Origin of the sequence: Nostoc sp., from assembly GCF_036917755.1 — a bacterium.
Lineage (GTDB): Bacteria > Cyanobacteriota > Cyanobacteriia > Cyanobacteriales > Nostocaceae > Nostoc.
On sequence record NZ_JBALFC010000112.1, the window covers coordinates 15,868 to 30,685 of the forward strand.

The following is a 14,818-nucleotide window of genomic DNA, read 5'->3' on the forward strand; positions in this document are numbered from 1 at the left end:
AACTAGCTTCTTAAACCGCCTTATTACAGTACTTATCCAGCCCAAAATACCTCTTTATATGAAATAAAAATAAAACATAAATCCTATTGTAACTCTTCTAAAATTGCAACACCCTGCACTTTATCAGTACAGGGTGGAAGATAGCGATAAGGATGAATAAGCTATATGTGTGATTCCCAGTTCATGCCTATTTACCTCAAAGCCAATCTCGATAAGCTGATATTTCATTTACGCTGATTTCAAACGGCATGCCCTTGCCAAATGGCGGATAAACGCGAATTTTGCCATTCTTAGCAAACCGCTCTAACCTATTACCCAGTTGGGGAATATTGCTGACGATATGCCAGTAAGATACTAAGTCAGGGCAATCAATAATTAATGTTAGGATGCTAGCATTTGTTGTGAGATACCACTGACAATTAGATAACAGTACTCGCGTAATGCGATCGCAGGCTTGATAAAAGCATCTGCCAGTAGACTGTTCTAGTTCCATTTGCAGCATTCCATCCTGTTTTGTTACCTCAGTGGGAGGTAAATCATCGGGAGGAAGCAGGTATAGTTTAGAAGACATAATTTCGCACCTCTTGGTTGTAGCGCGTCAAACTCTCTAGGTTTTTTTGCAGATTCGCAGATGAGGGTTTGAGTGCTAGCGTACCTAAATTTAATTCGTCCTGAAATTTCTTGATTTTGTCTCGACAAGTCTCCACATCACCGATAATTGAGTTCTCAATCAAATAGTCTTCATCGAAACAAATATTTGTGCGATCAAATGGTTTTTGGTTGGGATTCGCACTATTCTGCAATACTTCAGCCGAATTAGCTTTCATTTTCTGGCTAAATTGGCGAACGAAAGGCAATGCCTCACTCACTGCCTCATCAAATGTTTTGCCAACAAAAAAGAAGCGTGCTAGCACAAAGTTTTCCGCACCACTAGAATTTAAGGCTCGATATTTGGCAACAGTATCCTTCAATCTCTCTAGGGAAAATGGCGGCCCACCCATTAAGCTGAAGGAATGTTTAGCGGCAAACTCGATACCGTCATCACCGCCAGTGGCAACATACACTGGTATTTTACTCTGCAATGGTTTTGGGTAAATTGTCAGGCGATCGCATTGATAATATTGCCCATTAAATGATACATCAGTTTCATATAACAGCTTTTGAATCAATGCGATCGCTTCTAGCATCTTAGGACGGGATTCACTCGGTAGTGTCGCAAAATGCTTGTTTTGTTGAGGAAAGGGACCGCCTTTAGCAACCCCAAATAATAATCGTCCATTGCACAGGTTATCCAAAGTGGCGATATCTTCCGCTACCCTAATCGGGTTATGGAATGGCAGTAACACCGCCGCAGTCCCTAATTGGATAGTTGAAGTCAATCCCGCCAAGTGTGCCATTAACACCAACATAGACGGGCTGAGATTGGATTCACTAAAATGGTGTTCACTCACCCAGGCTTCTTCAAAACCTAAGCTTTCAGCCTGTTTTACCAGCGTGACTTGCTCAAAGATGGCACGACGAGCATCTTGGTGAAAATTATCGTAATTGCAGAAAATTCCAGTTTTCATTACTTATGTTGATACTTTGTACTCACCGTCGGTGCTCGTTATTCTGGTTTGTAGTGTACCCCTTCCCTACGGAACGCTGCGCGAACGGGGAAGCAAGCTACGCGTAGCGTCTCGTACACAGGACTTTAGTCCTCAAATATTTAAGTACTAAAGTCCTCATTACAAACACATTTACCCCTCTCAATTAATGCGATTAATACTAACTTGCAACCCACTGCAACTCCAACCATAGGCGTGGATTGTTCTCTTTGACCTTCGACATCGGATCGCGCAACAATCGCTTGGCATTCATGCAGACAACTTGGATTAGACCCATGTTGTCTGCTACTTCTCTGAGTATTTCTTTTTGAGCTTGCACACAGGAAATCATTTCGTCAGAGCAATAAATTCCTATATATTGCAAACGTCTGGCAGGTCGTCCCCAAAAACAGGTGATGACTTTCACATAACACCCATCCAGCAATTCCCCAACTTGCGGGTAGTAATGGTTGACGACTCTTGTGAATTCTTTGGCTAAGATATCTTCAGCAATCATTGGAACTGATATTTCTGTAGCGTCCATCACGCTATTTAATATAACATAATTTTGTCAGTTAAATATGACAAAATAGCCTAATAGACTTAAATAAAATATTAAAATTACACCAAAAAAGAGGCGTACCTTATTTGGTATCACCTCAGATTTGTGTAAAACATTTTTATATTGAATGAGATATCAAAGTATTGGTTTGAATACCACTGGCAAATAGAATTTGCAGCTATACAGACAAAACCCACCTCCGTGGGTTTCAAATTTCTAGAGTCCGCACAGGCGGACGAAAGTTTGTGTAGCCGCGATTTCTAATCGCCAGGTATATTTGCACTCATTGAGATGCTCCCAAATACTATGATGTTGAAAATTATGAATTCAAATAGAATGCATTTAACTAGCACGCCTTAACATTGAATTCTAACTTTTGAATTTTTAATTGTTATTATCGAGCATTGCGTTCACAAACTAAGACCTCTGCTATGATATCCGGCACATTTATAACGTCCGTAAATCCTTCAGAACCACGGACTGGTGAAATAAATGTATAATTTGGGTCACACACTCCATTGTCATATACTTGAATAAACCACCTATCTGGAAATCCTTCTACACCTAATTCCACAGTGTACCAACTCTCGCCAATCAGACGAGAGTTAAAGATTGTGAACCACTCTCTGTTCTCTTCTGAAATATTCCAATCTGCCATCAGCAGTTCTAAAGCTATTTGTCCCGCATCCGTTGAAGTCAACAGCATTTTTACTCCTTATTTGCAGCTTCAGGATTTGCAACTTCAGTATTGGGAACTTCCGGGTATAAACCTAATTCTTTAGCTAGCTCACGCGCCACAAAAAATAAAAATTGGGCACCATCTTGATTGCCTTCATGGGCAAACATGGTTGCTACTTGTAACATTGTTTGTACTAGACCAGAATCAATCAATTCTGGCTTAGATTCCAAAATTTCTGGTTCTTGACCATTAGGGCATTTAAGTAACTCATCAATCAGATTAAAATACAGCTGTTCGCGTTGTTCTGTCATGGTAGCTTTGGTGATTTGAGTGAGTAAATTGTGAGTTGATTACTGTTCGATACTTTGCTGCCACAGTCTTTCCAACATTTCAACTTGTTCTCTTAAAACAGCCGCACGATGAACAAGATATCTGTCATAAAAGAGAATCCCTAAGCCAACACAAATAGGGGTTAACAAGAAGAACCATTGCAGGATAGTGGCAAATTTATATTGTTCAGCAACAGTCAGCATTTGATGAACCACATTACGGTCAGAGGATTGGATGCTAGTCTGAGAGGAATGTGTACCCTCTGTCTGGGGGGCAAAGGCGGGAGTATCTGTACTAGTCTTGTTGACTTCGCAGGCTAAATTCTGGGATTTTACTAACTCCAGATGTCGCTCCCAAACTATGCCAAATACTACTAGTCCTGGAGAAAGCACTGCTAAGGTAACTACGCAAACTGTGAGAACATTTAAAAGTTTGGTTTTCATCTTGGCTCTCCCTTGCTAGGTAGTATGCACCCAGTAAGAAAATATCTTTTGCTGTTTATCTAAAGTAGCTATATATTTCTACCTCTCAAACAGTTTTGATATTAAAATATGTCTAAACGGTAATTTTCACAATCGTTAGTTGTCAGTTGTTTTTCTAATTACCACTGACCACTGATCACTAAAAAGTTACCAAACTTCTCACAAAATGTCGGATTAATTAGTCAGAAATAACGCACTCACATTCCAAGAATGTGGTTCCATCCTACTCTCAAAAGAGAGATTAAGAAGTCCCCCCTAGTTCACTAAGCTTTCGCTCAGGAATGTTGGGGGGTAGAGGGGAATCTCTGCGTAAATCCTATACGATTTATATCAGCCGCTCTCCACAAAACAGTTTACTCCAGCCCTGTTAAGATTATTAAATTGATTAGAATAGTACTCAAAGCCTGTAATTCCTACCTGATAAGTCTTACAAAAATTCATTGGGGTATGGGTGCTAGTGTTTTTGGGATAGGGTTCTAGTATTTCCGAGGTGGGGTTCTGGTATTTCTGCACTCAACCTCAAAGCAATGTAGGCAATGGTTAAGGGACTGTTTTTGATGCAGTTTTGGGCGGACAAAACCTGCACTCAAAAGACAATATCAATGTCTCCTGTTCAAGATAGACTAATAAATTAGGAAAAACAATTAATTTTTCCAAAGTAAATTATATTTTCATAACAAATATCAGATATTGAGAATAAGAGTAAAAATTATGCATATATACAGAATTATATAAATTGAATCTCAGTCCAGAGGCAATAGTCAGCAATTCCAAATGGTAAAATACAAGTATGGCAAGCTAGACCGGCGCTGAAGTGAGAATCAATGAGAACATCTGATAAAAGTTCTTCCTAAACTTTCATATTTTGTGGTTTAGTTAGAATATATAGTATATGCACTCATTGACACTAAACTACAAATTAAATACACAAAAGCTTATTGTTACAAGTAAATACTTTGTACTAAGATTTGGGATTTTAGGAGTTAAATAATGCGGATTGCTCAAGATGTAACAGAACTTATCGGACGAACTCCTTTAGTTCAACTGAACAAGATTCCCCAAGCTGAGGGAGTAGTAGCAAGGATAGTTGTCAAATTAGAAGGCATGAACCCGGCGGCTTCGGTGAAAGACCGCATTGGGTTAAGTATGGTACTCTCAGCAGAAGCAGATGGCTCAATTTCCCCTGGAAAAACCATTTTAGTTGAGCCTACTTCCGGTAATACAGGAATTGCTCTAGCGATGGTAGCAGCTGCGCGTGGCTACCGTTTGATTTTGACAATGCCAGAGACAATGAGCCAAGAACGACGAGCTATGCTTAGAGCTTATGGTGCAGCTTTGGAGTTGACACCAGGGGTTGAGGGAATGCGGGGAGCAATTCGCAAAGCTGAAGAAATTGTGGCTAATACTCCCAATGCTTTTATGCTGCAACAGTTCCGCAACCCTGCTAATCCCAAAGTTCACCAAGAAACCACCGCAGAAGAAATTTGGACAGATACAGATGGGGAAGTAGATATCGTCATTGCTGGGGTAGGTACTGGTGGGACGATTACTGGGATTGCAGAGGTACTCAAACAGCGCAAGCCGACTTTTAAAGCGATCGCAGTTGAACCCAGTAACAGCCCAGTCCTCTCTGGCGGTGAAGCCGGGCCACATAAAATTCAAGGTATTGGCGCCGGATTTATCCCAGATGTTCTCCGTCTGGAATTGGTTGATGAAGTAATTAGAGTCAGCGATGAACAAGCGATCGCCTATGGACGCCGTTTAGCAAAAGAAGAAGGCTTATTGTCTGGGATATCCTCTGGTGCAGCTTTGTGCGCCGCAATTCAAGTAGGTAAACGTCCAGAAAATGCCGGACGTTTAATCGTGATGATTCAACCTTCCTTTGGTGAACGTTACCTCAGCACACCGATGTTTCAAGATTTGTCCTTAGAAACTGCTGGGGTGCGTTAAGGAGATAAGGGGACAAGAGAGTAACGAATCTCTCTGTCCTTCTCATTTGGCTCTAGCACTTGATTCGATGCTTGTCCTTATTAGCTTTGCCAATAGCATCGGCATTTGTGAAAGACTATTAATTTTCTCCCCATCATATAAGTCAATCTCAGAAGTCTTCTGTTCACGGTCAAGCCACACTCCCAGCATTCCAGCTTTTGTCGCAGCGATCGCATCCAACTTCAAGTTATCCCCAATGTAGATGCAATCTGATGCAGATTCTCTAAGCTCCTCACACGCATATACAAATATCTCTGCCGATGGTTTCGCCGCTCCTGCTCTTTGGGATGTGACAACGACATCGAATTTTGAAAAAATACCACAGTGTTTAAGTTTGTTAATCTGTTGAGCCTCTTGACCATTTGTAATGACTCCAACCTTATACTCGTCTAATTTCCCAAGGCATTCCAGGACATCATCGAACAACTGGCACAACCCAATATAACGCTCCCAGTACTCTAACAGCAGAGCATCAGCCGTCCTATCGGAAAATACACATCCATATTCACTAAATGACTCTCGCAACTTCCCCCGTCCTGACTCCTGAAAACTTACCTGACCGTCGTAGAATTTGCGATACCACAAAGCGTTAGCTGATATCCATTTCTCTACAAATTCGTTACAGTCTTGGCTTCGTCCAGGCAAAACCTGCGCGAATAGTTCCTCAGATGCACCTTTAATCGCATCATTATGGCGGATCAGAGTATCGTCTAAGTCAAAGAGGACAGTTTTCATTGCCAAGCTAACTATGTATTCAGCCACAAATAGCAAGATAACATCGCTACCAAAAATTTTATCTTGCTATTTGTTGTATAACTCTAAAAATTATAAGCTTAATACTCCTGTTACCGGGTTTAACACCATTTAAGGCATTGCCGTGGCGTTAACCCGTGGTTTATTTACTTAAAGAACATCATAAAGAAAGGGTGTGTTAATTTTTGCAAGCCGAAACAATGGCATTGTCAGTCGAAACAATCGCATTGTCAATAAAAACCCCACCCGCCAAAGCTACGCTTTATCTCCCCTCCTCGCTTGCGGGGAGGGATTGGGGGTGGGGTGTTAGGGATTTTTGCAAGAAATCTAATGACTACACTTGCCTTGCTTTTGATTATGGTGTTGATGACTATGATCCTTACCGTGGGAGCAGCCTTGCAAATCTTGCTTCATCAAGTTTTCGCTGATTTCCTGCAAGGATTCGTCCACAGGCTTTAAGCCAATCCAAGCATCAATCTTTTGTACATCAAATCCTACCTCGCGGCGTAGGCTTTGCCCGCCGGAGGCATCGCCTATTTCTAACAAAGGACGGCGAATTAACAATGGCTCTCTCAACATCAGCCCCAAAGCGGTTTCTGCATCAATTTTTTCAGGAACCACCTCACCAGATTTTACCTTGGGGGCGGAGCGATTAAACCATTCGGCTACGGGGCGATCGCCAAAAAATGAACGCAACCGCTCAACTGTCCAAGGTTCTGTTAGCAGGTTGTATGCTATCACCTCATGACCAGCAGCTGTAAGCAAGACTTTTTGCTTAGTACCACCTTTACAGCCTGGTTTGCTATAGAAAATTACTCTTGCCATTTAACTATCTCCTAATTACTCAATTGTTTGTAGTTGCGCTTTAGCATTAAAGCGCCAACTACGAGCCGATGGGGAGCATCTCAGTGAAAGCAAATATACTAGATGAGAAACAAGACTCTTGCTCCCTCTCCTTCGTAAGGAGAGGGTTGAGGTGAGGTTTTACAAGGCTTTTTACACTCATTGAGATGCTCCCAGCCGATGAATTAATCCTGACGATTCCTAATTAAAAATTCCTAGCCTTATGAGTAACTGAGTCAAACTCAAATCTCTCATTCGGATCAGTTTCGCCGTAGATATTAAAAGTCACAGTTGGTTCATCACCCACTGCTTCTACACTGTGAATTGCATCGGGAGTGAAGCTAATAATATCGCCTGGAAATAGGGTTATTTCTCCCGTCGGTTCAATTTTGTCCTCAAAATCTGGGCTATGAGTGCGTCGCCAAAAAGTATTTTTTTCCTGACCTTTTAACACCGCCACTATTCCCCACGTCCCATGATTATGAATAGTTGATTGGGTTCCCGGTGCAAATGTTACTGTTTGCACCGTCAACGGAAAACCCAACTCATCGTATAGGAGTAAAACAGAGGTTCCCGTTTTGGGTGAAGGCTCTAAATATTGACTTCGCACCCAGTAGGAATTTATTATCAAGCGCCTTACGAGCATTCGGATTTCTGGTAGACGACTGGTTTCGTCATCCACACTATTGAGAACATCTTCCACCTCAGTTAAAAACCGATAAAGGCGGTAATTTTCTCTCAACAAATCCCATGCTCTCACAGATTTACAGGCTTGATATTGACCATCCCCCGTTAGCAGCCAATCCTGACCTTTCATAACTTTTAAATTGATAGCGGAGAAGATTGGATGACAATGATCGGAGAGACATTAGGAATATTATTACCTCCAGGAAGTTTAGTAGGTATGGTGATCGGAGGAAAGATAGAGTTGCTATCAGTAGCTGCTCCTAATAAGGAGTAAGAGGAATATGATGTGATAGATAACCAATTGTTCATGATTGTTCACTAAAAGGGAATTGGGCATGGGTCATGGGGCATGGGGCATGGGGCATGGGTTATTCTCCTTGTGTCCTTGTCTCCCTTATCTCCCCACTCCTTACAGACGCGATGAATCGCGTCTCTACAACGCACATCGTCTTGTCGAGAAGTGCATTGACTAATTAATCATCTTCTTCTGCTGGACGTGTCAAAATATCCAGGAGAATACCGGCTCCAAAATCATGCTTTTCGTCTATCTCTTTGACTTTGGTGCTGATTTCTTTTGCTTCCTCGATTGCTCCCAACTTTGCTAGTACTAATCCAGAAGCAGCATAAGCATTTAAGTACAATCGAATTTGTGGATCTTCTTTGCGATTGACTAATATAGGCTTAAGTTGCTCCCAGTCATCAGGAAGTTTTTCTACTTCTTTAATTTTATCTAATAATTTACCTGTTGTTTGTAGTGCAAGAGAATAATTATTTTTATAATAGAAAAATCTATATGCTGCTACTAAGACATCTGTATTTTCACCAGTTTGGGCTAAAGCTTGTTGAATATATTTTTCCGATTCTGATGTATTCTCCCAGCTTTGTGCAGCTAAAATTAATAGGTTTTTGATATCTTCTGGAACCTGAAACCATGAGAATTTATTTGTATTAGCTTGCATAATTTATTGGGGAGTGGGGAGTGGGGAGTGGGGGGATGAGGGAGATGAGGGAGATGAGGGGGATGAGGGGGATGAGGGAGATGAGGGAGATGAGGGGGATGAGGGAGATGAATTAATGCCCAATGCCCAATGCCCAATGCCCTATGCCCCATGCCCAATTTAAAACAAAGTGAGAACGTACACCAAAGTGAATAAAACAATCCAAATGATGTCTACGAAGTGCCAGTAAATTTCTGCCATTTCGATGAAAGTATGATTGGTTGCAGAATATTCACCGGGAAGACGCGATCGCCACAATACACGTAATATCAATAACAGTCCCACAAAAACGTGCAAACCGTGGAACCCAGTCATGATATAAAAGCAGTTGGCGAAGACGTTGGTAGTCAGTCCGTATCCTAATGTTGAGTACTCATAAACCTGACCACCTAAGAAAATTGCTCCCATGATTGCAGTAATTGCGTACCATAGTTGCATTCCCTTGACGTTATTCTTTTTAATCGCTGTATCACCGAAGTGAATAACGAAACTACTAGATACCAAAATAATGGTGTTAATCGTCGGTACAAGTAGTTCTACTTCACTTCCTTCTGGAGGCCAAACTGCTGTAGTACCTCGGAAAAATAGATAAGTGGCAAAAAATCCCCCAAACATCAAGGATTCAGAAGCGAGAAACGTCAACAGTCCCCAAACTCTTAAATCTGGATGTTCTTCGTGTCCTACACTGTGATCTTCGCTTGTCGTAGCTATGGTCATATTGTTTACCCTCAAAGGTGAAGCGTCGGGCAATTCAATTCTTCACAGTCCTGATTTGCTTGTGGGATGGGTGTCTCACTTGTCCTAGATTAAGGCAGGATGCCCAAGCCCACAAGAGTTATTTCTTAACTAAGTACAGCATTTCATTAATTCGTAGCGAATTAAATTTGGTAATACCCGACAATGCTAATGCATCGGCTCGTATTGTTAATGCATCGGCTTGCATTGTTAATGCGTCGGCTTACATTGTTAATGCGTCGGCTTGCATTGTTAATGCGTCGGCTTGCATTGTTAATGCGTTGGCTTGCATTGTTAATGCGTTGGCTTGCATTAAAAACGCTACGCTTTTACGCAAAGCTGTACTAAGTACTAGCTTCCGGCGTTGCAGATGGCTGTACTTCTGTACTATGACCATGACCGTAGTCATAAGGGCCATGAGTGACAACCGGCAACACTTCCCAGTTTTCAATTGCGGGTGGTGAGCTAGTTGTCCATTCTAAAGTCAAAGCTTGCCAAGGATTATCACCTGCCAAAGGCCCCTTCAGCCAACTGTAGATCATATTGATGGCGAAGGGAATTACTGATATCCCCAAAACAAATGAACCAAAGGTACAAAGCTGATTGAGGTCGATAAATTGAGGGTCATACATTGCCACTCGTCGGGGCATTCCTTTTAAACCCAACTCGTGCATCGGTAAAAAGGTCAGATTAGTGCCGATGAAGGTAAGGGCGAAATGAACACGTCCCCAGGTTTCATTTAACATTCGTCCGGTCATTTTGGGGAACCAGTGATAAATACCGGCGTAGATGCCAAACACGGAACCGCCAAACAGGACGTAGTGGAAATGTCCGACAACATAATATGTGTCGTGGACGTGAACATCAAAGGGGGCTGTTCCCATCGTTACACCGCTTAAGCCGCCCATGACAAACATCGACAACAAGCCAATGGCGAAAAGCATCGCAGTGGTGAAGCGGATCTTACCACCCCAGAGGGTCGCAACCCAGGCAAATATCTTTACACCAGTGGGAACTGCAACTATGAGGGTAGAGATAGTGAAGAACATCCGCATCCAACCGGGTGTACCACTGGTAAACATGTGGTGTACCCAGACGAACAAACCCACAACGCAGATGGCTACACTAGAATAAGCGATCGCTTTATAACCAAAGATTGGCTTACGGGAGTGAACTGGAATTACCTCCGACATAATGCCGAAGATGGGCAGAATCATTAAATATACTGCCGGGTGAGAATAAAACCAGAATAAGTGTTGATAAATTACAACGTTACCGCCTGCATCTGGTTTAAAGAAGGAGGTGCCAAAGTTGAGGTCAAACAATAGCAGTATTAAACCTGCTGCTAATACAGGTGTGGAGAGAAGCGCCAGCAGAGAGGTTGCCAAGATTGCCCAGCAAAACAGGGGTACTTGATCCCATTTCATGCTAGGAACCTTCATCATCAAAATGGTGATCACAAAGTTCAGTGAACCCAAAATTGAAGAAGTTCCCACTAAGACGATCGCCAGTATCCACATAGTTTGAGCGATTGGTGCTGTCACCAAACTCAATGGTGGGTAAGCTGTCCAACCAGATTGCGAACCGCCAAAAATGAAACTACCTAATATCAGCGCACCTGCTGGGGGGTTTAACCAAAAGGCGATCGCATTCAGCTTCGGAAACGCCATATCCCTAGCACCGACCATCAACGGCACCAAATAGTTACCAAATCCCCCAATGGCGCTAGGGACAATCCACAGGAAGATCATAATCGTCCCGTGATTAGTCATGAAAGCGTTATACAGATTGGGGTCGAGTAGGTCTGCATCTGGTGTTGCTAATTCCACACGCAGAGCAACAGCCATCAGTCCGCCGATCAGATAGAACACAAACGCCGTCACTAGGTATTGGATACCAATAACCTTGTGGTCAACATTAAATGTAAAATAATCCTGCCATTTCCACGCTTTCGGATGGGAAGTGTGGCCAACCACCAGAGTTTCCGATTTATTTTCTTCTGGTGGAGTATTCCGGGGAAATTCTACCTGCGTCATATTTTTGTCCTTTGTCGTTTGTCATTTGTCATTTGTCCTTTGTTATTTGTCCTTTGTCATTTGTCAGTTCTATAATGTCGCCCCATAGTAAAAGCACCCCACCAAAGTTGCGCTTTTGCTCCCCTCTCGAAGAGCGGGGAGGGGTTGGGGGTGGGGTTCCTCTTAATAATGGTTAATTGAGCGGACATAATATTACCAATGACCAATGACCAATGACCAATGACTAATGACTCATAACTACTGACTCTAAAGTTGCTGCACTAATTCCCATATCATGGGTGTGGGGCGCGAGAAACTCTGATGTTGATAAGTCGGCTGGATTAATTGCAACGACTTGATTGAGGTTTTGCTGTTGAGCAATCTGGTTTTCTGTCCGCCAGGTATCATATTCTTCTGGTGTGTGGACAATTACCTGTGTCCGCATTGAACCGTGATAACCACCGCATAACTCAGCACAAACTACGGGATATGTACCTGGTTTTGTAGCGACAAATCGTAGTTCGGTAGGGATACCGGGAAGTGCATCTTGTTTCAGGCGGAAGTTTGGCACCCAGAATGAATGAATTACATCTTGTGCTGAAAGGTTGAGTTGCACATCAGCACCGACGGGTATGTGCAATTCCCCAGAGGTAATGCCACTATCAGGATAGTTAAATATCCAGGCGTACTGTATGCCTTTAACATCAACAACTAAGTCGGCTGGTTTGTTTAAGGTTTGAGGAGACGCGCCAATCCCAATTGTCGGGGCAATTGTTGGAGCAGTTGTTGCTTGGGAAGTATCGCTTAATGTGGCTGCAAGAGCAGTTCCCGGCATGTGAGCAACATGAGCTGCTGAATGAGGATGACCCGCAGGATCAAAGCCGCCCATTCGGTTAAAAACATCTACACTGTAGATGCCCAAGAGGAGGACAATCACTGTTGGGATTGCTGTCCAAAAGACTTCTAAGGGAACGTTGCCTTCCACTCGCACGCCATCGGTATCGTCACCCGGACGGCGACGAAACTGAATCAAAAAAACTACAATTGTTCCTTCTACCACCAAGAAGAGTGCGATCGCAATGGTAAACATGACGTTGAAAAAACCGTCTACCAAAGGCGCTTGTAGCGATGCTTGCACCGGCATGAGAGTGTGATTCTGACCAATCCAAATGCTGATTGCTGTAACTACTATCCCAGCAACCAGAGTCCATAGTGAAACAGGAACTTGTTGCATACATGCTACCTGCTTTGTAAACCGTCTTTAAACGTGTGATTTTCTAGCAATTGGGAATTGGGCATTGGGCATTGGGCATTGGGCATTGGTTCATCTCCCCCATCTCCCTCATCTCCCTCATCTCCCCACTCCCCACTCCCCATTCCCTTTTCACTTATTAACTTTCTAACGTGCAGCCATAAAAAATGGGGGAAACTTCCAGATTTTTTCCATATCTTTCCCCCAGAAAATTACAAATTATATTTCAACTCCTATGACAAAGTTAGCCCCCTGCTTTCACAAAAGCTAGTTGTTCCAAGGGACACTGTTAGACTCAGAGCTATTTAGTTCTAGACATAAACCGCCCGGAACTAAAGTTCCGGGCTAATAGCTAAAGCCCGTTAAAACGGACTATAATCTTTTGTCAGTCGTCTTTAGACAACTTTCGCTATTAGACTCAGAATTCATTCTGAGGCGGGCTAGATGAGAATTAAATAGCACTGTTGTTAGACCTAATATTGATTAGGCTATATTAGCAGCAAGTTGAAATTTGTTAATAGCTAACATTTGGCGATTTACGGATTTGTTTACTGTGAACTTTTTTTGAGTTCCGGTAAATATTTAATATTCCCCTCAAGTTACCTTGCCTAGCGCATTTGCGCTTTCTAGAAACAGTGCCTCCTTGAATGAGCAACAATTTTAACTACTTCCAAAAACCTTAATTGTTTACTGCAACATGGGTGTAGCAGTTCTTCGGGCAAATCCGTGAACACGCTTCACAACCAATACAGTTATCTGGAGAAGTAACTGCCATTACTTTCCGTTCAATTTCTTCATCATCTTCATCTTCTACAAATTCACCTTCTTCATTCAGCGCCTTCAAACCTAGCACATTGTACCCGCATACTTTAACGCATCTGCCACAGCCGATACATTTGTCCTTGTCAATTTCCTGAGCAAATTTTGGTGTCCAAGTCTTACCGCCAAATGTCAAACCTGTTAGTTGTGCCATGAATAAATCCTCGGCAATTTTGCCTGTCAATCTGTTTGTGCATTAATCATCATATTATCCTAACCTTTTCTTTTGTTGTATTCAAAAATTACTTTTATCTCATCAAATTTCGATGACTTTGAACACAATACAAAATTATTTTTATTTCAACAAGTTATTGACAATAATTATTATAAATGTTTAATTATCCTCGTTCCTATGCAGAGCATAGGAACGCATTCATTGAGTCTCTGACTCAATTTCTGACTGGAGGCAGCAGCCCTTAATCAGCCATTCCCATGTACAGCATAAGGAAAAATTGGGGTAAGCCTCGTGTAGATGCAGTTTTATTAAACAGTGATGATATTCTTTTTCAAATATATTTAGGTTTAAGCAAATAAATATAGATATACAGTATACCTATATACAAAATTAGATGTTCATTAGTTACAATTTGATATATGCAATATGTATTTTATCAAGCAACAATTTTAATTTTTTTGATTCAATTATTTAGATAAATGGTGACAAAAGGAATATGATGATTTCATCTCAATAAACAGAATTAATTTGTGAAGGAACTGTAAACTTGATGGCAGAATATTACCCCACATTAAATATTAAAATTATTAATAAATCAGAGGAAGTCCAATTGCAATAAGCTTAATTTTTCCTTATAAACAACTTGAGTAAGCTTTTATGGTCAAATCTTAAATGTTCATTAAGTACCTAATAAAATAAATGTTAAGATTTTTTTCTAAGCTCAATACGAACAAATTAATCATTTTTTTCATGAAATGTATAGTTAATAAGAAGTTTTCTTAGGCTCAGTTTGAAAGCCTTAAATAGCTTCCAATCGGATGCGAAGTCAAAATATGGATGTGGGGAGTAAGTGTGGTGAGAAAAGATGATTCTCGCCAGAAAGATAATGTGGTAGCGAGTCATGAATAAACAG

The 14,818-nt window shown here is 41.7% G+C and carries 18 protein-coding genes; 2 read left to right on the forward strand and 16 right to left on the reverse strand.

Features of this window, described 5'->3' with window-relative positions:
* Nucleotides 1-196 precede the first annotated feature (196 nt).
* The 6 genes from V7L05_RS24630 to V7L05_RS24655 all read right to left on the reverse strand — a co-directional run bounded on the left by V7L05_RS24630 (nucleotide 197) and on the right by V7L05_RS24655 (nucleotide 3,600).
* A complete protein-coding gene (locus V7L05_RS24630; RefSeq protein WP_335167962.1) occupies nucleotides 197-571 on the reverse strand; it encodes a hypothetical protein in 375 nt (124 codons plus the stop codon).
* On the reverse strand, nucleotides 561-1,568 hold the full coding sequence (locus tag V7L05_RS24635) for an LLM class flavin-dependent oxidoreductase (protein WP_335167964.1): 1,008 nt from the start codon (nucleotides 1,566-1,568) through the stop codon (nucleotides 561-563). Before V7L05_RS24635 ends, V7L05_RS24630 begins: the two co-directional genes overlap by 11 nt.
* Nucleotides 1,569-1,767: 199 nt before the next feature.
* Entirely contained in the window at nucleotides 1,768-2,130 is a 363-nt protein-coding gene (locus V7L05_RS24640; protein ID WP_335167966.1) for a hypothetical protein, read from the reverse strand.
* Nucleotides 2,131-2,542: 412 nt separating this feature from the next.
* Nucleotides 2,543-2,854 carry a hypothetical protein gene (locus V7L05_RS24645; protein WP_335167968.1) on the reverse strand — a complete coding sequence of 104 codons (312 nt, stop codon included), beginning with the start codon at nucleotides 2,852-2,854 and terminating at the stop codon, nucleotides 2,543-2,545.
* 2 nt (nucleotides 2,855-2,856) lie between these two features.
* The gene (locus tag V7L05_RS24650; RefSeq protein ID WP_292759915.1) at nucleotides 2,857-3,138 is read right to left on the reverse strand and encodes a hypothetical protein; all 282 of its coding nucleotides are present in this window, start codon (nucleotides 3,136-3,138) and stop codon (nucleotides 2,857-2,859) included.
* 39 nt (nucleotides 3,139-3,177) lie between these two features.
* Nucleotides 3,178-3,600 carry a hypothetical protein gene (locus V7L05_RS24655; RefSeq protein WP_334944026.1) on the reverse strand — a complete coding sequence of 141 codons (423 nt, stop codon included), beginning with the start codon at nucleotides 3,598-3,600 and terminating at the stop codon, nucleotides 3,178-3,180.
* A 1,029-nt stretch (nucleotides 3,601-4,629) separates the two neighbouring features.
* Here V7L05_RS24655 and cysK point away from each other — a divergent pair.
* Complete coding sequence (cysK, locus tag V7L05_RS24660; RefSeq protein WP_335167970.1) at nucleotides 4,630-5,589, forward strand: cysteine synthase A; 960 nt, start codon at nucleotides 4,630-4,632, stop codon at nucleotides 5,587-5,589.
* A gap of 42 nt (nucleotides 5,590-5,631) precedes the next feature.
* Here cysK and V7L05_RS24665 read toward each other — a convergent pair whose 3' ends face one another.
* The 5 genes from V7L05_RS24665 to V7L05_RS24685 form a co-directional block, all read right to left on the reverse strand.
* Nucleotides 5,632-6,390: an HAD family hydrolase gene (locus tag V7L05_RS24665; protein ID WP_335167972.1), complete on the reverse strand. Its 759-nt coding sequence runs from the start codon at nucleotides 6,388-6,390 to the stop codon at nucleotides 5,632-5,634.
* 318 nt (nucleotides 6,391-6,708) lie between these two features.
* On the reverse strand, nucleotides 6,709-7,206 hold the full coding sequence (locus V7L05_RS24670; protein ID WP_335167973.1) for a nitrogenase-associated protein: 498 nt from the start codon (nucleotides 7,204-7,206) through the stop codon (nucleotides 6,709-6,711).
* Between the two features lie 223 nt (nucleotides 7,207-7,429).
* Entirely contained in the window at nucleotides 7,430-8,041 is a 612-nt protein-coding gene (locus tag V7L05_RS24675) for a cupin (protein ID WP_335167976.1), read from the reverse strand.
* A 188-nt stretch (nucleotides 8,042-8,229) separates the two neighbouring features.
* Nucleotides 8,230-8,355: a hypothetical protein gene (locus V7L05_RS24680; protein WP_335167978.1), complete on the reverse strand. Its 126-nt coding sequence runs from the start codon at nucleotides 8,353-8,355 to the stop codon at nucleotides 8,230-8,232.
* Between the two features lie 29 nt (nucleotides 8,356-8,384).
* The gene (locus tag V7L05_RS24685) at nucleotides 8,385-8,870 is read right to left on the reverse strand and encodes a hypothetical protein (RefSeq protein WP_335167979.1); all 486 of its coding nucleotides are present in this window, start codon (nucleotides 8,868-8,870) and stop codon (nucleotides 8,385-8,387) included.
* 13 nt (nucleotides 8,871-8,883) lie between these two features.
* Here V7L05_RS24685 and V7L05_RS24690 point away from each other — a divergent pair, with 13 nt between their 5' ends.
* On the forward strand, nucleotides 8,884-9,033 hold the full coding sequence (locus tag V7L05_RS24690; protein WP_335167980.1) for a hypothetical protein: 150 nt from the start codon (nucleotides 8,884-8,886) through the stop codon (nucleotides 9,031-9,033).
* Here the strand turns inward: V7L05_RS24690 and V7L05_RS24695 are convergent.
* The 5 genes from V7L05_RS24695 to fdxB all read right to left on the reverse strand — a co-directional run bounded on the left by V7L05_RS24695 (nucleotide 9,030) and on the right by fdxB (nucleotide 13,884).
* Nucleotides 9,030-9,626: a cytochrome c oxidase subunit 3 gene (locus V7L05_RS24695; RefSeq protein ID WP_335167982.1), complete on the reverse strand. Its 597-nt coding sequence runs from the start codon at nucleotides 9,624-9,626 to the stop codon at nucleotides 9,030-9,032. The two genes, V7L05_RS24690 and V7L05_RS24695, sit on opposite strands and share 4 nt — an antisense overlap.
* A gap of 362 nt (nucleotides 9,627-9,988) precedes the next feature.
* A complete protein-coding gene (ctaD, locus tag V7L05_RS24700) occupies nucleotides 9,989-11,680 on the reverse strand; it encodes a cytochrome c oxidase subunit I (protein WP_335167984.1) in 1,692 nt (563 codons plus the stop codon).
* A 223-nt stretch (nucleotides 11,681-11,903) separates the two neighbouring features.
* On the reverse strand, nucleotides 11,904-12,893 hold the full coding sequence (locus V7L05_RS24705) for a cytochrome c oxidase subunit II (RefSeq protein WP_335167986.1): 990 nt from the start codon (nucleotides 12,891-12,893) through the stop codon (nucleotides 11,904-11,906).
* A 5-nt stretch (nucleotides 12,894-12,898) separates the two neighbouring features.
* Entirely contained in the window at nucleotides 12,899-13,036 is a 138-nt protein-coding gene (locus tag V7L05_RS24710; RefSeq protein ID WP_335167987.1) for a hypothetical protein, read from the reverse strand.
* Between the two features lie 554 nt (nucleotides 13,037-13,590).
* Nucleotides 13,591-13,884 (reverse strand): ferredoxin III, nif-specific, encoded by a 294-nt coding sequence (gene fdxB / locus V7L05_RS24715; RefSeq protein ID WP_335167989.1) that lies wholly within the window; start codon nucleotides 13,882-13,884, stop codon nucleotides 13,591-13,593.
* Nucleotides 13,885-14,818 lie beyond the last annotated feature (934 nt).